The sequence below is a fragment of the Marinobacter antarcticus genome, from assembly GCF_011049865.1.
Classification (GTDB): Bacteria; Pseudomonadota; Gammaproteobacteria; order Pseudomonadales; family Oleiphilaceae; genus Marinobacter; species Marinobacter antarcticus_A.
Genome location: NZ_DRGY01000019.1, coordinates 18786 through 44307 on the forward strand (window position 1 = coordinate 18786; position 25522 = coordinate 44307).

Here is a 25522-nt window from a genome sequence, read left to right on the forward strand (position 1 = left end):
CTCTCATGGAAAAGCTGGGGCGTATTGGGCTGACGTTGTTATTGGTGGGTATTGCGGCTGTTGCTGGAACCTGGGTGTGGGATCATTATCTTTATTCGCCCTGGACGCGGGATGGACGTATTCGCGCGGACGTAATCACCATTGCTCCGGATGTGTCCGGGTGGGTGACCGGAGTGAACGTAAAAAACAACCAGATTGTCGGTAAAGATGACCCTCTTTTTGCCATTGACGACACTCGCTACGAGGCTGAGGTCGCCGAGAATGAAGCTCGGCTCGCCCAGGAGCGCACTGCGAGGGATCTCGCCAGACATAAATACGAACGCCGTCAGCACATGTCGGATCGGCGGGCCATCAGTGAAGAAAGCCTGGAGACCTATCGGCTTCGTGCCGAATCAGCCAAAGCCAGTTATCAACTCGCACAGGCCCAGCTCAACACGGCGCGAATCGATCTGGAGCGAACAAACGTGCTGGCGCCGGAGAGTGGCATCGTAAACAACCTGACGCTGCGCCAGGGCAATTATGTGTCCCGGGGGACGGCGGTGTTGTCGTTGATCAAAAGCGACTCCTTTTACGTGACCGGGTATTTTGAGGAAACCAAGCTGCAACTGGTGCGAATAGGGCAGAAAGCGCGAATTACATTGTTGTCCGGCGGAAAAAAACTGACCGGCGAGGTGACCAGTATTGCCCGTGGCATCGCGGATCCAAACACCAGCAGTGATAGCCAGATGCTGCCCCAAGTACAGCAAGCCTTTAACTGGGTGCGCCTGGCTCAGCGGATTCCAGTCGATATAGCGCTTGATCCGCTCCCGGAAGGTGTGACCATCAGCGCGGGTATGACGGTTTCCATTTATCTGGAATCCGACTCAGACCCAGACCCAGGTAAAGAGTAGCGGAGCCACTTCCATGACGCTCCACCCGCTGCTGGACCAGCTTCTGATGCCAAATAGGCGCGCGGTGATATTTGCTTCGAAAGGAGTGATATCCATGGCGCTGGCATTGTTTGTGTCTATGTATCTGGAGCTTGATCGCCCTTACTGGGCCCTGGTATCCGCTGTTTTCCTGCAAATTCGCCCTGAAAGCGGCCTGGTGATCGAAAAGGCCCTGTGCCAAATTTTCGGTTCCGTTGCGGGCGGTGGTGTGGGGATTCTGATTCTCGCGTTTTTCATGCCATACCCGTTGCTGGCACTGGCCTGCCTGACCGTCTGGATAGGGCTTAATTCTGCAGCGTCCTCCATGGTGCACAACACCAACTTCATCTATGCCTTTGCCATGTCGGGAATGACCGCTGGCCTGGTGGTCATACTGGTTATGGCAAACCCCAGTGTGGCCGACAGCCGTGCGGTATTCGATATTGCCCAGTCCCGTATCAGCGAAATCACAGTGGGGGCTCTCTGTGCGATGCTGGTCAGCAAGTTGTTGTGGCCAGTGACGGTCAAAGACAGCCTTCGCAACAATGCCCGCACCGTCATCAACAAAACGCTCGAATACCTTTCACTGGAGCTGGATTCGGACAGCACCCATGAGCAGCGGCACCAGCATGCAGACCAGATTCTGGAGACGTTGGTGGGGTTGAACGATGATTCCAGTGCGGTCGCGTATGAAGGTCCTGAGGGCCCGGGCCGGAGCCGGGCCGCAAACCTGCTGTGCAACAAAGTGATGTCGCTGTTGGCGGTAACCCAGATCATGGGCCGCTTTCCGAGAAATCATCCGGACCTGGTATCGCCTGCGTTCAGCAAGCTGCTGGCCGATATGCGGGTTCACTTCATAAAAGTGGCGGAGTCAGACAGTTACGAGGAGTCTTACCGCGAGGCTCAGACGCTCAGGCGAGCGTTGCTCGAGCATAAAGCTGCGTATTCGAATGAGTCTGCCATTGTGATCCGCCTGACCCAGACAGCCGTGGAGCTTGTGGCCGATCTGGTGATGGTACTGCGAGCCTACAACGCGCTCGAAAATCGCGACCAGACACTGCTGAAAGCCTCCAAACTGACAACTCATCGGGACCCGTTAATCGGTGTCGTTAATGGCTTCCGTACCATGGTCGTGTTTGTGATCGGGGCAACGATATGGCTAAACACCGGCACCCCGGCCGCGATTATGCTGATGATCATGCCCGTTGTGTTTTCGGTGATGTTTGCGCGTTTTTCTCTGGTGGTACTCACGTCTATTTTGCGGCGCTTGCTGTTGGGGGTTGTGGTGGCCGTTCCGGTGGCGCTGCTTTTCGGGCTGGGTTTGCTGTCCAGAAGCAGTGGCGACTTCGAGATGCTGGTTCTGGTGCTTGCGGGGCCCTACTTCATTGGTTTGCTGGCGCTTGCAGACAGGCCAACCCTGCCTTATGGCCTGGGCTTCTGTATTCCTTTTACGCTGATTGTGCAGCCAAGCAATCACATGACGTTCAGCATGGAAACGGCGACCAGCAATGCGTTGGGCCTGTTTGTAGGCATCAGCATTCTCTACTGGGTGTTCAAACTGATCACGCCTCTGGATGGCCAGTTGATGCAGCGTCGTTTGCTCAAGATAACGGCTCGGGATCTCACCGGTATCGACTACCAGCGCCGGCCCGAAAACTGGTTTAACGGCCGGATGGGAGAGCGCCTGCTGCGGTTTGCCAACTACGATCAGGTTTCCGGCAGCTCTAACCATAATATGACGGATCTGGGGTTTACCGGCCTGAACGTGGGCCATATGTCCATCCGCTTGCGCCGACGTATCAAGAACCATCGCAGCGCCGCTGTTGACGCAAAGCTTGCCGAATGGCAGCAAGTGCTGGCGGATACCTACCTGATGAGCGCGCGCGGCGGCATGGATCCGCGGTTTCGGAGCGTGAGCGCAGAGCTGCTGGCCGCGATTCACGCTGTGAAAGAGCCGGATGCACAAACGGGAACCATTGAGGGCATGTTCGAGCGTATGGCTCTGACGTTTGAGCGAACCGCCAAAATGGTGGCGGAGGCGCCATCGCTTTCGAAGTCAGGGTCCGGATAGCAAGGACTCGCACTTTGGTCTGATTGGTGTTCAATCGGAACGGGTATAGTTTTCAGGGTTGCCCACGTTTTATCATCCAATAGAGGAGTGTTGCCGTGTCATGGTCGGAGCAGTTTGCCAGCGATAATTACAGCGGCGTCTGTCCGCAGGCCTGGGACGCGATGGAGGCCGCAAACCGTGTGGATGAGCCGGCGTACGGCGAAGATAGCTGGACCCAGCGGGCGGCAGATGGCCTGCGCTCGCTTTTTGACACAGATTGCGATGTCTACTTTGTGTTCAATGGTACGGCGGCCAACTCGCTGGCGTTAGCGTCTATAGGACAATCGTTTCACAGCGTGATCTGTCATGAACTGGCGCACATTGAAACGGATGAATGTGGCGGGCCGGAATACGCCTCCAACGGCGCCAAGCTTTTGTTAGGGCAAGGTGAAAACGGCAAGCTTACCCCGCAAAGCATCGAGCACCTGGTTACCAAACGCACCGATATTCACTACCCCAAACCCAAAGCTCTGAGCCTCACTCAGGCAACGGAAGTGGGCACAATTTATACGCCTGACGAGCTGAGCACCATCCGCGCGCTGGCAGATCAATACAAATTGAACATCCACATGGACGGCGCGCGATTTGCCAATGCGGTGGCGGCGCTGGACGTGCATCCGTCGGAAATCACCTGGAAGGTGGGCGTCGATGTGCTGTGTTTCTCCGGAACCAAGAACGGTCTGGCGCTGGGAGAGGCGGTGGTGTTCTTCAATAAGGCACTTGCCGAGGATTTCGAGTGGCGCTGCAAGCAGGCCGGGCAACTGGCTTCCAAAATGCGTTACATTTCTGCGCCCTGGTGTGGATTGCTGGAAAATAACGTGTGGCTGGAAAATGCCCGTCATGCCAATGCCTGTGCGAAACAGCTTGCGGACGGGTTGGCGGGATTGCCCGGCATCACCATCAGGTACCCAAACCAGGTAAATGGGGTTTTTGTAGAGATGCCCGAGGCCTTGCAGGCAGCGCTGCGAGCAAAAGGATGGCGTTTTTACAACTTTATCGGCGGCTGTGCACGCCTGATGTGCTCCTGGGCCACCACGCCGGCGGTTGTTGATCAGTTCCTGGCCGATGTAAGACAGCTGCAGCGTTGAGCCACGCTGGATAAATCACGCACCTGACACACAGGCAAACGGACCGGACACTCGCGACACAAGATCAGCGGTGAATGGCCCTATCAATCGCTCATGTTGATAGCAATGGTTTACCCGCCCGGGGATTTCCACCACAATCTGCGCCACCGCAGATCAGGAACTCATATTATGCCATTGCTCACATTAATCTCTCTTGGGGTGATCTGATGAGGTCTCTCTTCCAGGGTTATCTGAATACCTCGTTGATATTGCGTGTGAGCATTGCATTGGTGCTGGGTGTTGCCGTCGGTATGATCGGAGGGCAGCAGGCCGCTGACTGGTTGGCGCCTTTCGGCGATCTGCTGCTGCGCCTGCTCAAGTTTCTTATTGTACCCATTGTACTTTTCACGCTGATGGTGGGCATCAACCAGGCGAATCTCGGCAGCATGGGGCGTGTCGGGCGTAAGCTGTTTGGTTTTTACGTACTAACGACCGCACTGGCTATTGTTGTCGGTTTGGCAGTCGCAAGCCTGTTTAAGCCGGGAAGCGGCATGGTTCTGAATGAAGGCACCAAGGTAGCAGTGCCGGACAATCCCGGGATTGCGAGCGTGCTATTGAGCATTGTGCCCGACAACATTTTTACAGCGTTTACCGAACTGAACCTGTTGGGCATTATCTTTATCGCCATCGTGTTTGGTATCGCGCTACTGAAGCTGCGGGAATCCGAGGCTCACTCGGAGCTTGGTGAACACCTTTACAAAGTTGTCGAAGCGCTTAACGAGATCACTCTGAAAGTGATGACTGGCGTGCTCCAGTACGTGCCTGTCGGGGTGTTCGCGATTGTTGCCAAGACCGCGGGTGAGCAGGGTGTGGCCACTATTCTTGCCCTGGGCGATATGGTCATGGTGTTGTATATCGCGCTTGCGGTGCACCTGGTTGTTTATTGCTTGCTGATGCGTGTGTCTGGCGTGCGCCTGCGTGAATTTTTCCGCGAAGCACGCACACCCATGGCAACCGCGTTCGCGACCCAGAGCAGTTCAGGCACCTTGCCGCTGACCCTGGACGCCGCGCGCCGCCTGGGTATCCCCAAACGAATTTATGGCTTCAGCTTACCGCTCGGCGCCACCATCAACATGGACGGCGCTGCGATTCGCATCGCGATTTCTGCAGTGTTTGCTGCCAATGTGGTCGGTATTCCGCTGGATTTGATGACGATGGCGGAGATCGTGCTCATCGGCACGCTTACCTCCATCGGCACTGCGGGGGTTCCCGGCGCAGGCATCGTGATGATCGCCACAGTTTTTGCTCAGGTTGGGCTGCCGATCGAAACCGTTGCCCTGCTCGTTTCCATTGATGCGCTGGTTGGCATGGGCGCCACCGGGCTCAACGTTACCGGCGATCTTGTGGCTACTGCGGTTATCGCTCGTAGCGAACGCAAATACGCGCAAGAGCCCGCCGGGGCTAGCGCTCAGGCTCAGACTGAGTAAGGGCGAACCGTTGATGTGTTATGGTGCTTTCAAGGCTTTCGTTATGACCGGAGGGCACTTATGAATAGGGCACACGGCAAACTCATCGTTTTTTATGACGGGTCCTGCTCTACCTGTATCAAGGATCGCCGCTGGTATGAAAAACTGGCGGGCAAGACCGGAGACTCTGTTGAATGGCTTGATATCACTGGCAGGGACGAGGAACTGCGTCAACAGGGCGTTGACCCGGCCAAAGCGCTGCGGGAACTGCACGTGAAAGACGATCAGGGCGACATTCACCGGGAGATGGACGCATACATTCTGCTGATGTCGCGAGTCCCCGTTCTGAAGCCCCTGGCGTGGCTGATCTCCTTACCGCTTATTCGATCCGCTTTGGCGAAGTTTTACCATTACTGGGTCGAGCGTCGCCTCGCCGCTAGACGGGCGCTCGGAGGCTGAAAGTGACGCATATTCGAGAGCGGGCCATTCGGGGCCTCAAGGCGGGCGATACGTTTACGATTACCCGAACGTTTACCGAAAATGACACCGTAGCATTCGGCGAAATCAGTCGGGATATGAACCCCATTCACTACGATGAACGCTTCGCTGCGGCCAAGGGCTTCCGGGGCAAGATCTGTCATGGTCTGCTGGTGGGCGGCATGATTACGGAAGTGGGCGGGCAGATTGGCTGGTTGGCGTCCGGAATGAATTTCCGGTTTCGCAGGCCAGTGTATTTCGGCGATACCGTTACCTGCGTGTTTACCATTACCGAAGCAGATGAGCGCAATCGCGCGAAGGCCGAAGCGGTGTTATCCAACCAGCACCATGAGACCGTTATCGAGGCATGGCTAACCGGCATACTGCCGGGCCAAGCGGAGCGTGCCATTCTCGCGCAGAATTGATTTCCTCCACTATCCGGGTTTCCACCTTCAGAGGTTTTTATGGCTCGCTTTGAGTTGCTTGGCACGGCTATCATCCCCGGAAAAGGCACCGAACTGCGCCTTCTTCAGCGGGGTGAGGAGTTTTCTATACGGATTGCCGGCACCAGCGGGGAGTTGATGAACACCCGCTTGCACGGTTCTGAAGACGCCCTGGCGACGCTGGCCTGTGAACGCATTGCGGATCATCCGGCGCCGAAAGTTCTTATTGGCGGGTTGGGTATGGGGTTCACCCTTGCGGCGGCCTTGCAGTCTCTGGGTGATACCGCAGAAGTGACCGTTGCCGAGCTGGTGCCGGAAGTGGAGCATTGGAATCTGGGGCCATTGGGCGCTGCAGCGGGTTATCCACTAAAAGATCCCCGCGCCCGCGTGCACATTGGTGATGTGGTTCAACTGATCAAGAGCTCGCCGGCCTGTTACGACGCCATCTTGCTGGATATCGACAACGGCCCTGAAGGGCTGACCCGCAAAGAAAATGATTGGCTGTACACGCCGGCCGGTATTGAGGCTGCGCAAGAAGCACTGCGCCCTGAAGGTATTCTGGCCTACTGGTCAGCGGGCCAGGATCCGACGTTTACAGAACGTCTGAAGCGCGCCGGGTTGTCGGCAGAGGCCATAACGGTGCGCGCCCACCGCCCCGGCAAAGGCGCAAAACACGTTATCTGGCTTGCCTGGTAGTATGGCTCAGTCATGTGGCGGGCGCCGGCACTAATCCTCGTCGTCGTCGTCCAGCATCCGCTCCTGTCGATCTCTTTCTTCCTCTTTAGCCGCATCAATGACGGCCATGAGTTCGTCCACATCAGCGCTGTGGGTGTCGTGCTCAAAGCACCCGGTCAGTTTGCTGTCGGGGCGAAGATCACCGCTTTCGTATAAGGCCCAGATTTCCTTGCCGTAGTCTGTAACCAGGATGTCGGGCGCGTACTTGGCAAAATAACGGCGCATATTATCCACATCCCGCTCCAGCATGCGCTCGGCGTTATTGTTGCTGGACGCGTTTACGGCCTGGGGCAGGTCGATAATCACCGGCCCGCTGGTTTCTACCAGCACGTTGAATTCTGACAGGTCGCCGTGGATCAGTCCTGCGCTCAGCATCCTGACAATCTCGGCGATAACCCGCGCATGATAATCCCGGGCCTGCGTCTCCGTGAGAGTGACGTCATCCAGCCGCGGAGCTGCCTTGCCTTCGGCATCGGCAATCATTTCCATCAGCAAAACACCGTCCACAAATCCCATGGGTTTCGGCACACGCACGCCGGCTTCAGCCAGACGATACAGAGCATCTACCTCGGCATTGAGCCAGGCGTCTTCCTGTTCTTTCTGGCCATAGCGTGTCTTTTTGCTCATGGCCCGTGCCCGGCGGCTATTGCGTACCTTTCGGCCCTCCTGATATTCAACTGCCTGCTTGAAGCTCCGCTTTTGCGCTTCTTTGAATACTTTGGCACAGAGTACCTGCTCGCCGCAGCGCACCACGTAAACCTGTGCCTCTTTACCGCTCATAAGCTGGTAAAGCACTTCATCCACCATGCCGTCGTCGACCAGTGGCTGCAATCTTTTGGGTACTTTCATAAAACCTTTCAAGTTAGCCGTAAACGTGCCGACCATGCGTATTGCTCCGGCCTGAAACCAGATGCGGGCAAATGATGGTCACAATACTGCCTAGCTTACATCAAATTGCTATTTCTTATGCGAATCAGGTTATAGCGCCGGGACGCTTTTTGCCGAATGGCCTATAGTGTGCACTCTCCCTGTATCGGCAGGGTAAGTCTGCGGGTAAAATTGCCGAGAGTACAAGCCCCGGCTTTTGCCCGGTATGGATGCGTTTACGGTATTGTTTTGGAGCTATAAAAAATGCCTAGAGCAAGTGAAATCAAAAAGAATTCAGCGGTTGAATACGAAGGCCAGGTGTACTTCGTCAGGGATATTGAGCGTTCCGTGCCTCAGGGGCGCGCCGGTGGCAGCCTTTACCGCATGCGCATGTACGATGTGGTGTCGGGCAACAAGATTGATGAGACGTTTAAAGATTCCGATATGCTGAATCTTGCCGATCTCGTTCGTCGCCCGGTCACCTTCTCTTATTCCGACGGCGAAGAATACGTCTTCATGGATACCGAAGACTTTACGCAGTACAGCCTGAGCCGCGACGCTATTGCGGATGAGCTGTTGTTTATCAGTGAGGACACCCAGGGCGTGATCGTGATTCTGGTGAGTGACGCACCGGTTGCCCTGACGCTACCGCCAACGGTGGAGCTGGACATCGAGGAGACAGACCCTTCAGTAAAGGGTGGATCAGCTACGGCGCGTACCAAACCCGCAAAACTGACAACCGGGCTGGTGATTCAGGTTCCTGAGCATATTTCTACCGGCGATCGCATCAAGATCAACGTGGAAGAGCGCAAGTTTCTGAGCCGCGCCTGATCTGCCGTAAGGAAGCCCCGTGAAATCAATAGAAACCATAAGAGTGCTGGTGGCCAGCGTGATCACGGTTGTGGTCACGGTCGGGATTGCCCGGTTCTCGTACACGCCGATGATCCCCGAGATGATGGAGGCGCTCGGTTTGAGTCAATCTGTGGTTGGCATACTGGCGACTGTAAACTATGCGGGCTACCTTACCGGTGCGCTTCTGATCACGCGAATCAGTGATCTCGACCTCAAGGTGAAGCTTTATCAGCTGGGGCTTGTTGTCGCTGTTGTTTCGACGGTTCTCATGGGGTACACCACCAACATATGGCTGTGGTTTGTGCTGCGCTTTGTCTCCGGGCTGAGCACGTCCGCAGGCATGTTACTTGGCGCTGGCTTGCTGATGAGTTGGCTGATCAAGAACAAGGAGAAATCCGAACTAGGCGTGTTTTTTTCGGGTATTGGGCTCGGAATTGTTCTGACCGCGATTTTGGCCCAGTTGATCAAGGAGTCCTTCAGTTGGGATCAGCAGTGGGTAATATACGGTTTGGTGGGGCTTGCCCTGCTGATTCCCGTCTGGCGCTGGATGCCAGACTACCGCGCCTGTACTTTGCCAGGAACTGGCACCACGGCTGATCGTGATGAACGAAGTCGGTTTATTGTTATTCTTCAGCTTGCCTATTTTTGCGCCGGTGTCGGGTATGTGGTCACGGCAACGTTTTTGGTGGCTATTGCCGAATCCATTCCTGAGCTTAGCGGCCATGGCTGGCTTATCTGGCTGGTTGCCGGCCTGTCAGCAACTCCCGCCTGTTGGCTCTGGGACGTTTTCACGCGCCGCTGGGGGCAGTGGGTTGCGCTTTATTTGGCGTATACGCTGAATGCCGTCAGTATCCTGATACTGATCCTCGACACCAGTATGACCAGCGTTATGCTCAGTGCCGTTATTTACGGAGTCAGCTTTATTGGCATTGTCAGCATGATGCTGGCAATGGTCGGGCGAGTGTTCCCGGAAAATCCCTCCCGGCCTATGAGCCGGCTTACCTTCAGCTATGGCATTGCCCAAATGCTGGCGCCCGCGGTTGTAGGTTATCTGGCCGATGTGGAGGGTAACTACACCAATGGTCTCTGGCTTACGTTGCTGATTATGGCTCTGGGAGTGTGGGTGCTTCATCTGGCGCGCAGGGCCAAGAGCCAAGAAATGGAGACAGCCCGGTGAGCAATCCAACTACCATCCCAACTACCACCCAAGTGCTCAACGACCAAAGCAGGATCCTGGGCCATCAGGCGGCGCGTGCGTTTGCAAAGTCTGTTCGCTGATCGAAAGATCTTGGTGCTATGGTAAGGGCAGGTCTAAAGCGGAGCAGTAAACAAGCATGTCGATATCGGAAGGCGCGCAACATTACGTCCTGATGCTGATTCCCAGTCTTTTGCAGGACATTGAAAAGCTGGGGCTGCGGCGGATTATTCGCACATCTGATTTTTCAGAGCAGGAAGTGACGACGCTTTATTTCGAGTTTGTGTCTGCCAATCGCGTGTTACCGGATAACCCGCGCTCCATTGACGAGGTTAGGTGGCAGCACCTTCTTCATTGTGTGCGCGTTATGAGTTCGCTTGTGGCGTTAGCAACGTTTGAAGATCTGGAGCGTTTTCGCGAGACCGCGATCCGTCGGTACCTCCCTCACGCGAAAGCGAGCCTGAAACACGATTACGATAAAATACGCAGCGAGGGCAAGGTAGATTTTCGGCTCGCAGGTATTCTTCGCGGGAGCGATACGCCGGAAAACTCCGGTCAGGTTTGCATGGAAGCCATCCGGCGTGAACGGGAACAACGCGTAGAATCCATCAAATGCTTGGGTCTTGAGCATCTAACCGGTCATGAAACGTGTGTGGTAGAAGCCGCCAAAACTTACGTTATATCCCGTGTTGATGACGCACCGAAAGATTTTGGTACGCTGGATCTCGTTATCCGCCTTCTTGACCTGCTTCGGTTGGTGCTCGTTCTGGAGTCCCGCTCCAGCGGCGGCGCCAGCGCTGTGTCATCCAACTTTACGATAGAAAACATTGTGCTGGGTATCGGCAACGCGATGTATCGAAGCGAGTTGGGGCTACACATGTCTTCTCTTCGACTGGCCAGAGTCAATAAATAGGCTGGTCAGAATCCTGTATCCTTTACGCTCTCCATTACCACAAAGGTACTCGTTTGCAGCACATGGGGCAGGGCAGAAATCTGCTCACCCAATACCTGCCTGTACTCCGCCATGTTGTGTGTTCGCACTTTCATCAGGTAATCAAAATTGGCCGCAATCATGTGGCATTGCTCAATGGCGGAGATCTGCTTGACGGCGTTGTTGAAGGCTTTCAGCGCCTCGCTACTGGTATCGCTCAGAGTAACCTGTGCGAAGGCGATGTGACTTTGTCCCAGTTTGGTCTGATTGACCAGCACAGTGTATCCGGTGACAAAACCTTGTTCCTCAAGTCGTCGCATACGCACCTGGCACGGGGTCTTGGACAGCCCGACCCGGGACGCAAGCTCCGTGATGGTAATCCGTGCATTCTTTTGCAGTTCTCGAATAATGGAGTGATCGATTCGGTCGAGTTCATTCATACTGTTATGTCCCTGCTGTCTCTGTACCCATCTGATCTTTCCCGCCGTTCCCGTCGTAGACGCAGTGTAAAGCATGAAATTGTCACTTTTGGGCAAGTCATCGATAAGAGCGCTATGCTGTAAGTAAGAAATGCCAGATGCCACAAGGGCTTTGGATACTATTGACTTGACGGCTGAGGTCGTTTTGCCTGAAATAATATTCCATTAAATGGAATTAATGCAATCTCATCGCCTAATAAAGCCGAAACGGGGTGTGTTTTTGGTTTTTACAGTGAAACAGTCTTTGTCGTTGTAGGTAGAATGCGGTAAAGACAAACAACTAAGAGAGTACAGCTATGACATCGCAGCAATCAGTGACTCCCGAGCTCAACGAACGCCGACAGGCTGTCCGCGATTATTACCTCGAAAATGAGTACAAAGTGATTCACGAGATGATTGCTGATGCTCAGTTGTCCCCGCAAGAACGTGAAGCGATTTCTGCCCGCGCTGCCGACCTGGTGCGCAACGTCAGAAAAAACGCAAAATCCACGATCATGGAAAAGTTTCTTGCCGAATACGGCCTTACCACCAAAGAAGGCGTGGCCCTCATGTGTTTGGCGGAGGCGCTATTGCGCGTGCCGGACAACACCACGGTCCATGCACTGATCGAAGACAAGATTACATCTGGCAACTGGAGTGGCCACGTTGGCAAGGCGTCCTCGTCGCTTATCAACTCTGCGACGGTTGCGCTGTTGTTAACCAGCAACCTGCTCAAGGATTCCGAGCGTCAGACCGTAGGCGAAACGCTGCGAAAGCTGGTCAAGCGCGTAGGTGAGCCTGTGGTTCGCATCTTTGCCGGTCAGGCCATGAAGGAAATGGGTCGTCAGTTTGTATTAGGCCGCAACATTGAAGAAGCACAGAGTGAAGCCAAGTCCTATATGGCCAAGGGCTACACTTACTCCTACGACATGCTTGGCGAGGCCGCGCGCACAGACGCCGATGCCCAGCGCTATTACGAATCCTACTCGGACGCTATCGATAGCATTGCCAAAAACTGCAAAGACGATGTGCGTAAAAATCCGGGTATTTCCGTCAAATTATCTGCGTTGCTGGCCCGTTACGAGTACGGCAACAAAGAGCGAGTGATGGCTGAATTGTTGCCTCGCGCGCTCAAACTGGTCAAGAAAGCCGCCGCCGCCAACATGGGCTTCAATATTGACGCCGAGGAACAGGATCGCCTCGACCTTTCCCTGGACGTTATTGAAGGCATCATGTCTGATCCGTCGCTGGCTGGCTGGGACGGTTTTGGCGTGGTCGTGCAGGCCTTTGGCAAGCGTGCTTCACACACGCTTGATTGGCTCTATGCCCTCTCTGTAAAACTTGATCGCCGCATCATGGTTCGCTTGGTGAAAGGTGCCTATTGGGATGCCGAGATCAAGCGCGCCCAAGTGATGGCTCTGCCTGACTTTCCCGTGTATACCCGCAAGGCGAACAGTGACGTTGCTTTTCTCTCTTGCGCCAAAAAACTGGTCAATATGAGTGATCGTATTTACCCGCAGTTCGCCACCCATAACGCGCACTCCGTGTCAGCAGTTCTGGAAATGGCCAAAACAGCAGGCTTGAAGAATTACGAATTCCAGCGCCTTCATGGCATGGGTGAATCGCTGCACGACCAGGTTCTCAGTGATAGCGGCGTGCCGTGCAGGATTTATGCGCCTGTGGGCAAGCACAGCGATCTGTTGGCGTATCTCGTGCGTCGCCTGCTCGAGAACGGCGCTAACAGCTCCTTCGTAAACCAGATTGTGGATACCAGCATCACGCCGGAAGAGATTGCGAAAGATCCCATTGATGTCGTTCAGGAGTTGGGCCAAAACCTTTCCAGCAAGGTCATTGTGCGCCCTGCGGATTTGTTCGGTGCCAATCGTCGCAACTCCAAAGGCTGGGACATTACCGATCCGGTGACCGTTGCTCGTATTGATGAAGGGCGCGGAGCATTTCTTAAGCACCAGTGGACCGGCGGCCCGGTTATTGCTGCCGAGATCGACGGCACGGAAGTGGTTGAGGTTAAAAATCCGGCGAACCCGGATGATCTGGTCGGGCACATGACCCAGGCGTCTGAAGCCGATGTGGACGCCGCGATTACCGCCGCTCAGCAAGGCTTCACAACCTGGTCAGCGATGCCTGCAGAGGATCGTGCTGCCTGCGTACGCAAAGTAGGCGATTTGCTGGAAGAGAACGCTCATGAGCTGTTCGCACTGACAACCCGGGAAGCCGGCAAGTCGTTGCTGGATGCCATTGCCGAGATTCGTGAGGCAGTGGATTTCTCCCAGTTCTACGCCAATGAAGGCTTGCGTTACAAGGACGACGGCGAGGCCAGAGGCATCGTGTGTTGTATTTCGCCCTGGAACTTTCCTCTGGCAATCTTTGCCGGTCAGATTCTTGCAAACCTGGCGGTCGGTAACGTTGTTGTTGCGAAGCCGGCGGAGCAAACGTCGCTGCTTGCCGTTCGCGCTGTTGAGCTGATGCACGAAGCCGGCATCCCGAAAGATGCCATTCAACTTCTGCCGGGCTCGGGCGCTGTTGTGGGGACCGCGCTTACCTCTGATCCCCGTGTGGCTGCTGTGTGCTTCACAGGCTCTACTGCCACCGCTCAACGCATAAACAAGGTGATGGCAGAAAACCTGGCCCCTGATGCGCCGCTGGTGGCTGAAACCGGTGGCCTGAACGCCATGATTGTTGATTCGACTGCGCTGCCTGAACAGGTGGTTCGTGACGTTCTCGCATCGTCCTTCCAGAGTGCTGGCCAGCGGTGTTCTGCGTTGCGCATGCTGTATGTGCAAAAGGATATTGCCGATCACCTTCTGGAAATGCTCTACGGGGCTATGGAAGAGCTTGGTATTGGTGATCCCTGGGCCCTCTCCACAGATGTCGGCCCGGTTATCGATGAGGCATCCCGGAAGAAGATTGTGGATCACTGCGCCAAGTTTGAGCGCGATGGCCGTTTGCTCAAAAAGATTCCGGTGCCAGAAAAGGGACTGTTTGTCTCGCCCGCTGTCCTGCGGGTTAACGGGATCGCAGATATGGAAGAAGAAATCTTCGGTCCGGTGCTGCACGTAGCGACGTTTGCAGCCAAAGACATCGACAAGGTTGTGGATGAGGTGAACGCCAGGGGCTATGGCCTCACCTTTGGTATTCACAGCCGGGTTGATAACCGGGTTGAACGTATTTCCAGGCGGATCAAGGTAGGGAACACCTACGTTAACCGCAACCAGATCGGTGCGATTGTGGGTTCTCAGCCGTTTGGCGGCGAAGGCCTTTCCGGCACTGGCCCCAAGGCGGGCGGCCCGCAGTACGTTCGGCGCTTCCTGAAAGGCGCAACCGTTGAGCGTTCAGCAGAAACGGGCGGCAACGTTGTCGACGTCAAAAAAATCGAGGGTCTGATTGGCGATCTGAGCAAGCTTAAAGTGCCGGCCCCGAGTGCCAGAGTCGAGATGATGAAACCGGTCTTCGGAACGGTGCCAGAGCCTCTGGACGCTCACGAAGAAGAGCTGCCGGGACCAACGGGTGAGCTTAACCGCCTGACCAATCACGCCCGTGGCGTGGTGGTGTGTCTTGGGCCGGATAAGGAAACCGCTCTGGAACAGGCCGCCATGGCGCTGTCACAAGGTAACAAGGTTGTGGTGATTGCACCGGGCGTGAACGACGCCGTAAGCCGCGCTGCGCAAGCCGGGTTGCCGATTGTGGGCATTGAGGGGAATCTTGAGCCGGATGCGCTGGCGTCCGCCAAAGGATTCGAGGCCATTGTAAGCTGTGCCGAAAAACCGCTTCTGCGGAAGTACCGGCAGGCACTGGCCAAACGAGACGGCGCACTGTTACCGCTGATTACCGAGCACATGCTTGATCAGCGTTTCGTCATTGAGCGCCACCTTTGCGTAGACACCACGGCGGCAGGTGGCAATGCCAGTCTGATTGCTGCGTCTGAGTAAGGGGAGTGCAGTGACCGGCAGCCTGAACCTACCCAAGGTAGGGCTGTCGGAAGCCTAATCAGTTGTTGGCATACCGCTTGCGCAGTATGCCAACTCTCTCAACGTAAGCTTTGGTTTCTGCATAAGGGGGAACGCCACCGTAACGGCTTACGGCCCCAGGGCCGGCGTTATAGGCCGCAGTTGCGAGTTTTGTATCACCTTTGAAGCGTTCCAGCAGTTTAGCAAGATAAGTGACGCCGCCGCGGATGTTCTCCGCCGCCACCATGGCGTTCTGCACGCCAACTTCCAAAGCCGTTCCCGGCATCAACTGCATGAGCCCCTGTGCCCCCACGGGTGACAGCGCCTTTTCATTAAACGCCGATTCGGCATGGATAACCGCGCGTATCAGCGCCGGATCTACGCCGTACTCGTCCGCTGTTGTTTTGATTTCCGTCTGATAGCGGCTCAGGAACAAAGGTGTGGTGCGCCAATTAACGCGGGAGTTTGGATCGCAGGCGTAACAATGGAAACTGATGACGTCGAAATCCGCGACCAAGGGCTGAACGCCACTGTACGCAACGCTGCCCTTATCGTCCCGATACCGGAATACGGTCTGGCTCTTGCTGGAGGCCCGGCCGGGATTGTTGCTCTTTACGTTGGTAAATTCAACGCGGCCACCGGGGTGCACAATTCGTTTGATACTGTCGGCTGTAGCCGTCGCGGGAAACCAGATCAGAGCAGTCATCAAGGGTAGGGCGATGTGTCGGAGGCGTGTCATTGGCTACTCACGGAAAGCGCATTCAACAGTTGTGCTGCCGTTTTCATCAGAAACAGGCACAAATTCGAGTATACGGCGTTACCGGGTAAAAATGACATTACGACGTGTCGGAAAAATGTTACCGACAGAGAACGGCCCGGGCGCTAATCCGCCTCCCGGGCCGAGTCACTGATCACTAACTCAGGGCGTTAGAGCTTTGGTCCCCGCCCTCGCATAGCATTGGCGACCAATGAGATCACCAGCAAAATGAGAAAGATAAAGAACAGCACTTTGGCGATGCCGGCGGCTGTGCCCGCAATGCCGCCAAAACCCAAGACACCGGCAATAACGGCGATGATAAGACAAATGACTGCCCAATAAAGCATAGCTTTTCCTCCTTGTTTGGCCTCCCTCTAAAAATGGCACAGGCGACGGGTATTCACAAATATTGCACAGGTGAAAGGCCAGGGTTCGTGGGTTCGAGTTCATTTGTCACATTTTAACGTTTTGTTTTTGATCGACTAAATGGCTTTATTGTCAGTTAATTAAGCTTTTATAAGATAAGCCGTTGGTTGGTATATTGTTATCACTGCTCGGCTGGTATTCTTGAGCAATGTCGCTCTGGAGTAATTTATGGCTTTGAAATACATTGTTTACGCATTTTTTGCGACCGCTTCTTTTATGTTGACGGTGCCCGTGCAGGCAGACTCAACCGATTTATCGGTAGATCAGCTCAAGCAAGAAACCCAAGAGCTGGACGAGGCATTACAGGATTACGGCGCGGACCAGAAGAATCAGGCGGAAGACTCTATTAATCGGGTACTTTCAACGCTTGACGCTCGTATTTCAGAGTTGCAAAAAGAGCTCTCAGAGAACTGGGACGACATGAGCGAGACCGCGCGAAAACGCGCTCAGGAAAGCCTGGCGTCGTTGCACGAGCAGCGTGAACGAGTGCAAGATTGGTATGATGAACTCAAGGCCAGCTCTGCGTCTGCGTGGGAGCAAGCGAAAAAGGGGTTCTCCGATGCGTATAAAGCACTTTCCGAACAGTGGAATGAAACTGAGCGTGATTTGACCCTTGAACAGGAAAAGAAATCCCAAAGCATCTGATCATCAACAAAGCTGACAAGGAAACACAATGCCATTTTCTTCTGATCATATTGCCGAGCTCAATCTGTTGTCCCAGTTTGAATCTTCCTCAGGGCAGGCCGGTATCAAGGTGCACCGGAACGATGCAGCACCTGAAACCGTTCAGGCAGCTGAACGCCTTTTCTCCAAGGGGCTTATTACCCAGAATGATGGAGGATACCTCACGCCACTGGGTAGTGAAGGCGTAGAGTTGGCTCAGAAACTACACTCAATCCTGACGGCAAAATAACGCCTTCCTGGCCAAGGCGCATCTGTAATGGTTACCTGGTCAGGTGTCTGTATCTGTTACGCATAGAAGTTAGTCTCTAAACTGACTGACGTTTCAGATAACTGACTCCGGCCGTTTTTTATGAAATCGTTTTTCTACTCGTTTTTTGTTCCCGCACTGTTTGTCTGGCTATGGAGCACCGGTTTTATCGGTGCTAAATACGGCTTGCCCTATGCAGAGCCGTTTACCCTGCTATTGATCCGCATGCTCATCACTCTGGCGCTGCTTCTTGGGCTGGCCTGCTTGCTCAAAACCCGCTGGCCGGGCTGGCGTGCAGCCAGACACCTTGCGGTAACGGGGTTACTGGTTCACGGGTGTTACCTTGGCGGTGTCTACTATGCGATTCAGGGCGAGATGCCGTCGGGGATTGTGTCGTTGGTGGTCGGTTTGCAGCCGTTGGTTACAGCGGGCGTTGCCGTTCTCGTATTGAAAGAGACGGTTTCATGGCGGCAATGGCTGGGGTTAGGGCTTGGCCTGCTGGGTGTAACACTGGTTCTGCTGGAAAAGTTCGGCGGTGCCGGCAACCCGGGCGCGGGTTTTCCGTTATGGACACTGGTCTGGGCCCTGCTTGCTTTGGCCGGTATTTCCCTGGGTACGGTTTACCAGAAACGCCATGGCACGGGTGCCGATCTGGTTGCGGGCACCATCATTCAATACGGCGCTGCGTCTTTGTTTTTCGCGGCTGGTGCCCTGATGCTGGAAACGGGCGAGGTTCAGTGGTCGTTACAGTTACAACTTTCTATGGCGTGGTTGATTCTGGGCGTCTCCATAGGTGCGATACTGCTGCTGATGTGGCTGATTCGCGAAGGTGCCGCGTCCCAAGTTGCCAGCCTGTTTTACCTCGTGCCCCCGGTAACGGCGCTGGAAGCCTTCTGGCTGTTTGACGAGCGTATGGGTGTACTGGCCATTACCGGGGGAATCATCTCTATTACCGGTGTTGCACTGGTGGTTTCCCAGAGGCAGAGCCGTTAGGAAACGCTGACAACGGGAAATCCCGGTGTCGCGATCGTAACGTCACCGGGGATACGTTTAAGGTATCTTTAACGCACTTGTTTCCGGAAAATGGCTGTCTCAGATAGAGAGATAAAATTATATGACTCATTGGCTAGTGGCGAATCCAGGGGCAGGCGATGGCCAAAGAGGCCGGAAGTTCTGGCTTGAGAAACTGGAAGATGCCGGGATTACTAGCCCGAAGTGTTGTGATTTCGGTGAGCAGGGCTGGAAGTCGCACGTGCAGCCTGATGACGTGGTGATGGTTGCAGGTGGCGACGGCTCGGTAAACGCCGGCGCCCGTTTATGCCTTGAACGCAATGCAACGCTGGCGGTTTTACCGTCGGGCACCGCGAACGATTTTGCCCGCAATCTGGCCTTGCCGGAAGATCCTGCCGCTCTGTGCGAGTTGGTTCAGCGAGGGGTTACGCAAAGGGTCGACGTGGCCGAGTTCGGAGATGGATTATTCCTGAACGTTGCCCACGTTGGCTTGGGTACACTGCCCGCCAGAGAAGCGCAAGGCTCTGCTAAAAAGCTGTTTGGCCGTTTCAGCTACGGCGTCGAGCTATTGCGCAAAGTGAGCGCCAAACGGGGTTTTCACGCTGAAATCAAATGCGATAAATCGTTTGTCCGGGGGCGCTGGTTATCAATTGCGGTGTCCAGCGGGGCGTTCTTCGGCGGTGGAAATGAAATTCCGGAAGCGACCGCAAACGACGGTTTGCTCGACGTTATTGCCGTTAAACCACGCCCCTTGATGCAACTACTGCTGACGTTTTTTATGGTGCAGTTCAGCGGCAAGTCGCCCAAACGCACCAGCACCGTTGTGCATCTTAAGTGCGAGCGTTGCGACATTCTGACATCCAAGCCAAAGACCATTACCGTAGACGGTGACGAGGCGGGCAAGACGCCACTGCACGTTGTGTGTCGAAAGCACTGTCTCCGGGTTATCGGTTTGTCCGTGGTGAACACGGGAGAACGTGGAAATACAGAGCCCGGAAACAGACAGCCCGAGAACAAGCCACCGGAGCTAAGGTAACGCATTTATGGCTCGAAAATCGGTCGTGAAACAAATCTTCCGTTGGATTGCCTGGATTGTCATTACGCTGTTGCTGTTGTTTGCGTCCTTGCTGCTTCTGTTCCGCTATGTAAATCCTCCCACTTCCGCGTTTATTCTCGGTTACAGCATTTCAAACCCCGACCAAGAGGTGCGACAGCACTGGGTCAGTCTTTCGGAGATTTCCCCCTGGATGCCGCTCGCGGTTGTTGCCAGCGAAGATCAACGATTTCCGGACCATTGGGGTGTCGATTTTGCGGCGATTCGCAAAGCGCTTTCGGAATACCGTTCAGGTGAAGGGCTAAGAGGGGCGAGCACGATTACCCAACAAACGGCGAAAAACCTGTTCCTGTGGAACGGGCGCAGCTTTGTTCGCAAAGCACTGGAAGCGGGACTTGCGCTGGCCGTTGACGGGCTTTGGCCAAAACGGCGAATTCTGGAGGTGTATCTTAATATCGCCGAGTTCGGTCCCGGGATATACGGTGTAGAGGCGGCGAGCCAGGTTTACTTTGATAAGCCCGCCAGCCAGCTTTCGGCCGAGCAGGCAGCGCGGCTTGCGGCGGTTTTGCCTAACCCGAAAGTATTGAGTGCCGCGTCTCCATCACCCTATGTACTGGATCGGGCGTTCTGGATTCGCGGCCAGATGCGCCAGTTATCCGGGCTGCAGTACTTGAAGGCGTTGTTGAAGTAGCCATAGAACACTCCCGGGAAAAGACCGGCCCCGGTCAGGTTGAGTCTTTGGTACGATGAGCGCCTGTACTTGGAAAAGAGAACGTTATGAGAGTGCTATTACTGGGTGCGACCGGATTAACCGGCGGGCTTGTTCTGAGCGAGTTGCTGAGGCGTGATGAAGTTGAATCGATTAATCTGCCAGTGCGGCGCCCGTTGTCGCTTGATCATCGCAAGCTGCACCAGCAGGAAATTGACTTTGATTGTATGGACGATAATGCCGGGCTTTTCCAGGTGGATGTCATCATTTGCTGCCTGGGTACAACGATCAAAAAGGCTGGCTCCCAGGAACAGTTCCGTAAAGTGGATTTCGGTTACGCCTTGAAAGCCGCTGAGCTTGGCCAGGCGGCCGGGGCCGGCGCGTTTATTCTGATGTCCGCCATAGGCTCATCGTCCTCTTCAACCATCTTTTACAATCGAGTTAAAGGCGAGTTGGAGGATGCCGTAAGAGCGCTCGGCTACTCTTATCTGTCGATTTACCACCCCAGCTTGTTGCTTGGTGACCGGCGTGAGCATCGGCTTGGCGAAGCGTTGGGCGTTAAAGCCATGCCACTGATCAATCGGGTTCTTGTTGGCCCGCTGGAAAAATACCGTGGTGTTGAAGCGGCCACCATTGCCAGTGCCATGGTCAATGAGGTGTGCAGCCTCGCATCCGAAGCTGCCGCCGAACAGGTGGTTCAAATTCGTGAGTATCGGGAGATCGTTGAGCTGTCCGCTCAAACAGGTTAATCACCGGCCAGAATCCATCGTGCGGCTTTCTCGGCAATCATCAAGGTGGGTGAATTGGTGTTGCCGCTGGTGATCACCGGCATGACACTCGCGTCCACCACGCGCAAACCCTGCACGCCTCTTACCCTTAGGTGAGAATCCACTACGGCCAATGCATCCTCCTGGCGCCCCATTCGGGCGGTGCCCACCGGGTGAAAAATAGTGGTGCCTATGTCGCCAGCGAGGCGGCTTAATTCTTCGTCGGTCTGATACTGCAGCCCAGGTTTGTATTCTTCAGGCTGGTACTTTGCAAAGGCGGGTTGGCCGGCGATGCGGCGTGTTACACGCAGCGAGTCGGCCGCAACTTTCAGATCCTCCGGGGTGCTCAAATAGTTGGGTGCAATGGCCGGCGCCTCCAGTGGGTTGCGACTCTTGATCCGCACGGTGCCGCGGCTGCCGGGGTTCAGGTTGCAGACGCTGGCAGTAATCGCCGGGAAGCTGTGCAAGGGCTGGCCAAACGCATCGAGGCTCAAGGGCTGAATGTGGTACTGAATATTGGCGTAGTCGTATTCATCCGAACTGCGAGTAAATGCGCACAGTTGTGACGGCGCCATGCTCATGGGGCCAGAGCGGTTGAGCAGATATTCGAGACCAATGCGAGCTTTACCCCACAGCGAGTTGGCCATGGTGTTGAGGGTGAGGGCGTTCCTTACTTTGTAAACCGATCGGATCTGCAGATGATCCTGAAGATTTTCGCCCACCCCCGGCAAGTCTGCGACCACCGGAATGCTCAATCCCTGCAACAGATCAGATGGCCCGATGCCGGATAACTGCAGCAGTTGCGGCGAGCCGATCGAACCGGCCGACAGAATCACTTCCCGACTGGCGATCGCGAGCGTTTCCTCACCTGAGTTCTTTCCCGCAACGCGCACTCCGGTGCACCTTGGCAAGTCTCCTTGGGTATTCATTTCCAGGCTCAACACCTGAGTGGAATGCCATACCGTCAAGTTGGGCCGTTTTGAAGCGCTTCGCAAAAAGGCCTTGGAGGTATTCCAGCGCCAGCCAGCGCGCTGGTTCACTTCAAAATAATCTACGCCTTCATTGTCACCGCGGTTGAAGTCAGTTGTGCGGGGAACGCCCGCCTGAACTGCAGCCGCTGCAAAGTCTTCCAGCACCTGCCATTTAAGACGCTGGCGTTCTACCCGCCATTCACCGCCATGGCCGTGAAAATGCTCTCCCGCGATGCTCTGGTCAGCAATGCTCTGGCCAGCGACATCTGGTGCAGTGGTATCTGAAGCAGCGGCGGCATCAAGGCTATAGTGGTTTTCGTGACGCATGAAATCTGGCAGGCAATTGGCCCAGCTCCAGGCGTCATCGCCGGTGATGTCTGCCCATCGATTGTAATCCCGTGCCTGACCGCGAATGTACAGCATGCCGTTAATGCTGGAGCAGCCACCCAGGGTTTTGCCTCGGGGGTATATCAGCGACCGGTTGTTGAGCCCCGGGGCCGGTTCTGTGCGGAAGCACCAGTCGGTACGCGGGTTGTCGATGCAGTAGAGATACCCCACCGGAATATGAATCCAGTGGTAGTTGTCCCGCCCCCCGGCTTCGATCAGCAGCACCCTGTTTTTCGGATTGGCACTCAGGCGATTGGCAAGCAAGCAGCCGGCCGTGCCTGCGCCTGCGATGATGTAATCGTATTCAAACAGCGCCGGTGTTTTATTGTTGTCGGGCAAAGTGGCCTCTCCAGACTGATATGACGAGTGAAATAAACAGCGTTCAGGCCTATCAGCCCAACGTGGCGTCCAGAAACATCATTACCACAAAACCGATCAATAGTGAGAAGGTCGCCAGCGTTTTATATTTGTTTCGGTGGGTTTCGGGAATAATCTCATTAGTGATGATGAACAGCATCGCGCCAGCCGCAAAGCCCAGAGTCCAGGGCATAATCGGCTCCGCCAGCGATACCAGTGTGGCGCCGAATACACCACCGATAGGTTCGGCCAGGCCGGTCAGTAACGCAATGGTAAATGCGCGGGTTCGAGAGTACTGAATAGCCATCAGTGAGAGCGCAACGGCCAGGCCTTCGGGAATGTTTTGAATGCCAATCCCTATGGCCAGTACGTAGCCGTTCTGCACATCGCCGCCGGCAAAACCGACGCCCACCGCCATGCCTTCCGGGAAATTATGCAGCGTAATGGCAATAATGAAGAGCCAGATACGACGTATGTGCGAGGCGTCAGGGCCTTCTGGCCCCAGATTGAAGTGCTCATGGGGCAGTTTCTGGTGGATGTAATATAGCGCCCCTGCGCCGGACAGTATGCCGCATATTACCAGCAGTGTTGCCGCCCATGCTGACCCCAGCAGTGCCTCCCCATGTTCGAGGCCGGGAAGCAGTAACGAAAAGAAGGAAGCCGCGAGCATCACGCCCGCAGCGCCTGCCAGCATGCTGTCCTGCAACCGGTCAGACAACGACTTGATGAAAAACACCGCCAGGGCACCAATGCCGGTTGCCAGGCCAGCCAACAAGCTTGCCAGAGCACCAAGCCAGACGATGCTGATATCGTTAGTCATGGCGCGGCTAATCCGTTCTATAGGTCGGTTTTTTCGAGCGTGATAGCGTGGGTTCGCAGCCGATAACCTGGCTCGCCTGCGTCTGTGCATGCAGGTACCAGCGTTTTCCCGGCTCGGTAAACGTTTGCGGGGTTACAAGAAAATCCGTTGTTTCCATAGTTGCAGGAATCGGCGAGCCGTCAGCATGGCGATACACACAACTGGTACCGAGGATAACAGCGGTGGCGACGGGTAATGTTATAAAGCCATCGTCCCGGACCTGCGGAGTGGTGTCGTTCACGCTTATGATTTTGAGGCAGGGACCATAATGAACTCGGCCCTGTTCACGCAGATATTCACTCAGACAATGATGCGCGCTGAGCAGGACCGTGTTGGGGGCTTGGCTTCCAGAGCTTTCAGGTTGGCTTGCGTTGTCTGGTTCGTTAGCCGGGGATTTCTCTGGCGACGACTGACATCCGGCCAGCACGAGGAGGCTGGCCAGCAAAAGCGTGACGACAGGCTTCATTGTTACTCCCTGTTGCGTTGAACCAAAAGGTGCATCGAACAAAAACGTCATTGTTCGGGAACAAGGAGTCAGTTTAGATCATATTCGGTACGTGTGGGTACCCGTTGGGGTCGGTAAAAGGAAGCCTCTCAGCCTGCTCGCCCGAACATGCGCTCGAAAAAGCCCGCTGAACGCACGTCCGGAATTGGCAAGCTGTCTATCTCATCCACGGCGTTACGCCAGAAACGCTCAGGGTCGTCCAGTTCTGCAACCAGTGCGCGCTGCTGGGGGGTGTAATGGTTGTGCTCTCCTTCCAGCCCGTTTTCTATCAACGCGTGTGTCCAGAGATACACGGCGCCTCTTACGGTTTTTAGCAGGCGGGAATAAACATCGCGGCTTAGGTTGATGGCCAACTCTGCGCTCAGGTTGATCTGTTTCTGAAGAACCGCCATATCATCGACGTCGAGCAATAACCGGTTGCCGTCGCCTTTTTTGCTGTTCACGCAGATTTTCTCCAGCAATCGGGTCCCGTCGGTAAGATCAATGTGGCCAAATTCAAGTTTCTGCTTGTCACTTACCGGGGCCGGAATCCACCCATACTGCGGCGATTTTGCGACAATATGCCCCGGCAAATCCAGGCGGTAGGGCGGAGTTGACTCACGATCCTGATAGCCATCGAATTCGGAGCGCAGCCACGCAGCCATTTTTTTGTGGCGTAGCATCATGGCAAGCGTGATGGCAGAGGGCATGATGTCATCGAGCAGTTCGCCCGAATCCCGGGTGCGTTCATCAAGGTGATTGGCGGATGCAGACATGTTTTCTCCTCGGCGGCCAGGCACTCTGGCTTCACCGCCCTATTTTTGTTTTTGTGCGGTTTCCGGTGGGATCTGACCGGTTTCATCTGGAGTGCACAGATGTCTAAAAAGTAGACAATGAATGCAACATGCACCGTTGTAAAAGAGTGAGATTTTTGTAACGGCAAGTAAGTTGCGCCTCAGCCCGCCGATGCACGCTTTAATCGCCGGCGCTAGTGCTGGCGTTAGTGCTGGCATTGGTGCTCTCAAAAATCTTGTCTGCGGAGGCGGCTACAAAACCGCTATACAGCTGCCCGTCGGGCTGTTTGTAGCGCAGAGCAAACTCGTAAAAGCAGCTGGGAATGGTCATTTCCCGATCGCTGAACGTAACCGGAACCCGGTCAGCCATAGTGGACGATTGCTCAAGAAGGTCTTCGGGAGAACCTTTTACCTCACCGCCGGACGCGTTCACCGCAAAGCCGTTATCCTTGAGGAGCTGGTTTATATCGGCCAACGTCTCAAACTGCTGCAGGTTGTTAACGCTCACCGTGAAATGATTCGCCCGGTAGCCCCAGGCCGC

At 55.1% G+C, this 25522-nt stretch carries 26 protein-coding genes; 17 read left to right on the forward strand and 9 right to left on the reverse strand.

Annotation, left to right across the window (positions count from 1 at the left end; translation table 11 throughout):
* Positions 1 to 5 precede the first annotated feature (5 nt).
* The 7 genes from ENI00_RS02200 (at position 6) to ENI00_RS02230 (ending at position 7167) form a co-directional block, all read left to right on the forward strand.
* The gene (locus ENI00_RS02200) at positions 6 to 890 is read left to right on the forward strand and encodes an HlyD family secretion protein (RefSeq protein WP_304098195.1); all 885 of its coding nucleotides are present in this window, start codon (positions 6 to 8) and stop codon (positions 888 to 890) included.
* A gap of 13 nt (positions 891 to 903) precedes the next feature.
* The gene (locus ENI00_RS02205; protein WP_304098198.1) at positions 904 to 2979 is read left to right on the forward strand and encodes an FUSC family protein; all 2076 of its coding nucleotides are present in this window, start codon (positions 904 to 906) and stop codon (positions 2977 to 2979) included.
* A gap of 95 nt (positions 2980 to 3074) precedes the next feature.
* On the forward strand, positions 3075 to 4106 hold the full coding sequence (locus ENI00_RS02210; RefSeq protein ID WP_304098200.1) for a threonine aldolase family protein: 1032 nt from the start codon (positions 3075 to 3077) through the stop codon (positions 4104 to 4106).
* A gap of 206 nt (positions 4107 to 4312) precedes the next feature.
* Positions 4313 to 5572 (forward strand): dicarboxylate/amino acid:cation symporter, encoded by a 1260-nt coding sequence (locus ENI00_RS02215; protein ID WP_304098203.1) that lies wholly within the window; start codon positions 4313 to 4315, stop codon positions 5570 to 5572.
* Positions 5573 to 5632: 60 nt separating this feature from the next.
* A complete protein-coding gene (locus ENI00_RS02220) occupies positions 5633 to 6010 on the forward strand; it encodes a thiol-disulfide oxidoreductase DCC family protein (RefSeq protein ID WP_304098207.1) in 378 nt (125 codons plus the stop codon).
* 2 nt (positions 6011 to 6012) lie between these two features.
* Positions 6013 to 6453 carry a MaoC family dehydratase gene (locus ENI00_RS02225; protein ID WP_304098211.1) on the forward strand — a complete coding sequence of 147 codons (441 nt, stop codon included), beginning with the start codon at positions 6013 to 6015 and terminating at the stop codon, positions 6451 to 6453.
* Positions 6454 to 6492: 39 nt separating this feature from the next.
* Positions 6493 to 7167 carry a spermidine synthase gene (locus ENI00_RS02230; RefSeq protein WP_304098214.1) on the forward strand — a complete coding sequence of 225 codons (675 nt, stop codon included), beginning with the start codon at positions 6493 to 6495 and terminating at the stop codon, positions 7165 to 7167.
* 30 nt (positions 7168 to 7197) lie between these two features.
* Here the strand turns inward: ENI00_RS02230 and ENI00_RS02235 are convergent, their stop codons facing one another.
* Positions 7198 to 8055 carry a PA4780 family RIO1-like protein kinase gene (locus ENI00_RS02235; protein ID WP_304098271.1) on the reverse strand — a complete coding sequence of 286 codons (858 nt, stop codon included), beginning with the start codon at positions 8053 to 8055 and terminating at the stop codon, positions 7198 to 7200.
* A 282-nt stretch (positions 8056 to 8337) separates the two neighbouring features.
* Between ENI00_RS02235 and yeiP the strand changes: the two genes are divergently transcribed.
* The 3 genes from yeiP to ENI00_RS02250 all read left to right on the forward strand — a co-directional run bounded on the left by yeiP (position 8338) and on the right by ENI00_RS02250 (position 11033).
* Positions 8338 to 8904, forward strand: a complete 567-nt coding sequence (gene yeiP, locus ENI00_RS02240; protein WP_304098217.1) for an elongation factor P-like protein YeiP — start codon at positions 8338 to 8340, stop codon at positions 8902 to 8904.
* A 19-nt stretch (positions 8905 to 8923) separates the two neighbouring features.
* The gene (locus ENI00_RS02245; RefSeq protein ID WP_304098219.1) at positions 8924 to 10102 is read left to right on the forward strand and encodes a YbfB/YjiJ family MFS transporter; all 1179 of its coding nucleotides are present in this window, start codon (positions 8924 to 8926) and stop codon (positions 10100 to 10102) included.
* Between the two features lie 157 nt (positions 10103 to 10259).
* Positions 10260 to 11033 (forward strand): hypothetical protein, encoded by a 774-nt coding sequence (locus tag ENI00_RS02250; protein ID WP_304098221.1) that lies wholly within the window; start codon positions 10260 to 10262, stop codon positions 11031 to 11033.
* Between the two features lie 5 nt (positions 11034 to 11038).
* On the opposite strand, the gene ENI00_RS02255 is transcribed toward ENI00_RS02250, so the two are convergent.
* Positions 11039 to 11491: a winged helix-turn-helix transcriptional regulator gene (locus ENI00_RS02255; protein ID WP_304098224.1), complete on the reverse strand. Its 453-nt coding sequence runs from the start codon at positions 11489 to 11491 to the stop codon at positions 11039 to 11041.
* Between the two features lie 335 nt (positions 11492 to 11826).
* Between ENI00_RS02255 and putA the strand changes: the two genes are divergently transcribed.
* Positions 11827 to 15456, forward strand: coding sequence for a bifunctional proline dehydrogenase/L-glutamate gamma-semialdehyde dehydrogenase PutA (putA, locus tag ENI00_RS02260; protein WP_304098227.1), 3630 nt, complete (start codon positions 11827 to 11829; stop codon positions 15454 to 15456).
* 58 nt (positions 15457 to 15514) lie between these two features.
* Here putA and ENI00_RS02265 read toward each other — a convergent pair whose 3' ends face one another.
* Together ENI00_RS02265 and ENI00_RS02270 are read right to left on the reverse strand one after the other, a co-directional pair.
* Complete coding sequence (locus ENI00_RS02265) at positions 15515 to 16213, reverse strand: lytic transglycosylase domain-containing protein (protein ID WP_304098231.1); 699 nt, start codon at positions 16211 to 16213, stop codon at positions 15515 to 15517.
* Positions 16214 to 16401: 188 nt separating this feature from the next.
* Positions 16402 to 16578 (reverse strand): DUF1328 domain-containing protein, encoded by a 177-nt coding sequence (locus ENI00_RS02270; protein ID WP_304098234.1) that lies wholly within the window; start codon positions 16576 to 16578, stop codon positions 16402 to 16404.
* Positions 16579 to 16825: 247 nt separating this feature from the next.
* Here ENI00_RS02270 and ENI00_RS02275 point away from each other — a divergent pair, with 247 nt between their 5' ends.
* The 6 genes from ENI00_RS02275 to ENI00_RS02300 all read left to right on the forward strand — a co-directional run bounded on the left by ENI00_RS02275 (position 16826) and on the right by ENI00_RS02300 (position 21111).
* On the forward strand, positions 16826 to 17302 hold the full coding sequence (locus tag ENI00_RS02275; RefSeq protein ID WP_304098236.1) for a hypothetical protein: 477 nt from the start codon (positions 16826 to 16828) through the stop codon (positions 17300 to 17302).
* Between the two features lie 28 nt (positions 17303 to 17330).
* On the forward strand, positions 17331 to 17570 hold the full coding sequence (locus ENI00_RS02280; RefSeq protein ID WP_304098239.1) for a TIGR02647 family protein: 240 nt from the start codon (positions 17331 to 17333) through the stop codon (positions 17568 to 17570).
* 120 nt (positions 17571 to 17690) lie between these two features.
* Complete coding sequence (locus tag ENI00_RS02285; RefSeq protein ID WP_304098243.1) at positions 17691 to 18581, forward strand: DMT family transporter; 891 nt, start codon at positions 17691 to 17693, stop codon at positions 18579 to 18581.
* 121 nt (positions 18582 to 18702) lie between these two features.
* Positions 18703 to 19635, forward strand: coding sequence for a diacylglycerol/lipid kinase family protein (locus ENI00_RS02290; protein WP_304098246.1), 933 nt, complete (start codon positions 18703 to 18705; stop codon positions 19633 to 19635).
* Between the two features lie 7 nt (positions 19636 to 19642).
* Positions 19643 to 20344, forward strand: a complete 702-nt coding sequence (gene mtgA, locus ENI00_RS02295; protein ID WP_304098249.1) for a monofunctional biosynthetic peptidoglycan transglycosylase — start codon at positions 19643 to 19645, stop codon at positions 20342 to 20344.
* Positions 20345 to 20430: 86 nt separating this feature from the next.
* Entirely contained in the window at positions 20431 to 21111 is a 681-nt protein-coding gene (locus tag ENI00_RS02300) for an NAD(P)H-binding protein (RefSeq protein WP_304098252.1), read from the forward strand.
* On the opposite strand, the gene ENI00_RS02305 is transcribed toward ENI00_RS02300, so the two are convergent.
* The 5 genes from ENI00_RS02305 to ENI00_RS02325 all read right to left on the reverse strand — a co-directional run.
* A complete protein-coding gene (locus ENI00_RS02305; protein ID WP_304098254.1) occupies positions 21108 to 22826 on the reverse strand; it encodes a GMC family oxidoreductase in 1719 nt (572 codons plus the stop codon). The two genes, ENI00_RS02300 and ENI00_RS02305, sit on opposite strands and share 4 nt — an antisense overlap.
* 52 nt (positions 22827 to 22878) lie before the next feature.
* Complete coding sequence (locus ENI00_RS02310) at positions 22879 to 23664, reverse strand: ZIP family metal transporter (protein ID WP_304098258.1); 786 nt, start codon at positions 23662 to 23664, stop codon at positions 22879 to 22881.
* Between the two features lie 7 nt (positions 23665 to 23671).
* Entirely contained in the window at positions 23672 to 24169 is a 498-nt protein-coding gene (locus ENI00_RS02315) for a hypothetical protein (protein ID WP_304098261.1), read from the reverse strand.
* Positions 24170 to 24297: 128 nt separating this feature from the next.
* Positions 24298 to 24963, reverse strand: a complete 666-nt coding sequence (locus tag ENI00_RS02320; RefSeq protein ID WP_304098264.1) for a hypothetical protein — start codon at positions 24961 to 24963, stop codon at positions 24298 to 24300.
* A gap of 199 nt (positions 24964 to 25162) precedes the next feature.
* Positions 25163 to 25522 (reverse strand): 2-oxoadipate dioxygenase/decarboxylase family protein (locus ENI00_RS02325; protein ID WP_304098267.1); only part of this gene is annotated, 360 nt, incomplete at its 5' end.

What these genes read in the sequence shown, in the direction of transcription:
- ENI00_RS02275 (WP_304098236.1), top strand. Translation starts at nt 16,826, where the DNA reads ATGGCTTTGAAATACATTGTTTACGCATTTTTTGCGACCGCTTCTTTT.
- ENI00_RS02220 (WP_304098207.1), top strand. Translation starts at nt 5,633, where the DNA reads ATGAATAGGGCACACGGCAAACTCATCGTTTTTTATGACGGGTCCTGC.
- yeiP (WP_304098217.1), top strand. Translation starts at nt 8,338, where the DNA reads ATGCCTAGAGCAAGTGAAATCAAAAAGAATTCAGCGGTTGAATACGAA.
- ENI00_RS02205 (WP_304098198.1), top strand. Translation starts at nt 904, where the DNA reads ATGACGCTCCACCCGCTGCTGGACCAGCTTCTGATGCCAAATAGGCGC.
- putA (WP_304098227.1), top strand. Translation starts at nt 11,827, where the DNA reads ATGACATCGCAGCAATCAGTGACTCCCGAGCTCAACGAACGCCGACAG.
- ENI00_RS02270 (WP_304098234.1), bottom strand. Translation starts at nt 16,578, where the DNA reads ATGCTTTATTGGGCAGTCATTTGTCTTATCATCGCCGTTATTGCCGGT.
- ENI00_RS02255 (WP_304098224.1), bottom strand. Translation starts at nt 11,491, where the DNA reads ATGAATGAACTCGACCGAATCGATCACTCCATTATTCGAGAACTGCAA.
- ENI00_RS02300 (WP_304098252.1), top strand. Translation starts at nt 20,431, where the DNA reads ATGAGAGTGCTATTACTGGGTGCGACCGGATTAACCGGCGGGCTTGTT.
- ENI00_RS02315 (WP_304098261.1), bottom strand. Translation starts at nt 24,169, where the DNA reads ATGAAGCCTGTCGTCACGCTTTTGCTGGCCAGCCTCCTCGTGCTGGCC.
- ENI00_RS02230 (WP_304098214.1), top strand. Translation starts at nt 6,493, where the DNA reads ATGGCTCGCTTTGAGTTGCTTGGCACGGCTATCATCCCCGGAAAAGGC.
- ENI00_RS02235 (WP_304098271.1), bottom strand. Translation starts at nt 8,055, where the DNA reads ATGAAAGTACCCAAAAGATTGCAGCCACTGGTCGACGACGGCATGGTG.
- ENI00_RS02265 (WP_304098231.1), bottom strand. Translation starts at nt 16,213, where the DNA reads ATGACACGCCTCCGACACATCGCCCTACCCTTGATGACTGCTCTGATC.
- ENI00_RS02320 (WP_304098264.1), bottom strand. Translation starts at nt 24,963, where the DNA reads ATGTCTGCATCCGCCAATCACCTTGATGAACGCACCCGGGATTCGGGC.
- mtgA (WP_304098249.1), top strand. Translation starts at nt 19,643, where the DNA reads ATGGCTCGAAAATCGGTCGTGAAACAAATCTTCCGTTGGATTGCCTGG.
- ENI00_RS02215 (WP_304098203.1), top strand. Translation starts at nt 4,313, where the DNA reads ATGAGGTCTCTCTTCCAGGGTTATCTGAATACCTCGTTGATATTGCGT.
- ENI00_RS02310 (WP_304098258.1), bottom strand. Translation starts at nt 23,664, where the DNA reads ATGACTAACGATATCAGCATCGTCTGGCTTGGTGCTCTGGCAAGCTTG.
- ENI00_RS02250 (WP_304098221.1), top strand. Translation starts at nt 10,260, where the DNA reads ATGTCGATATCGGAAGGCGCGCAACATTACGTCCTGATGCTGATTCCC.
- ENI00_RS02200 (WP_304098195.1), top strand. Translation starts at nt 6, where the DNA reads ATGGAAAAGCTGGGGCGTATTGGGCTGACGTTGTTATTGGTGGGTATT.
- ENI00_RS02290 (WP_304098246.1), top strand. Translation starts at nt 18,703, where the DNA reads ATGACTCATTGGCTAGTGGCGAATCCAGGGGCAGGCGATGGCCAAAGA.
- ENI00_RS02280 (WP_304098239.1), top strand. Translation starts at nt 17,331, where the DNA reads ATGCCATTTTCTTCTGATCATATTGCCGAGCTCAATCTGTTGTCCCAG.
- ENI00_RS02285 (WP_304098243.1), top strand. Translation starts at nt 17,691, where the DNA reads ATGAAATCGTTTTTCTACTCGTTTTTTGTTCCCGCACTGTTTGTCTGG.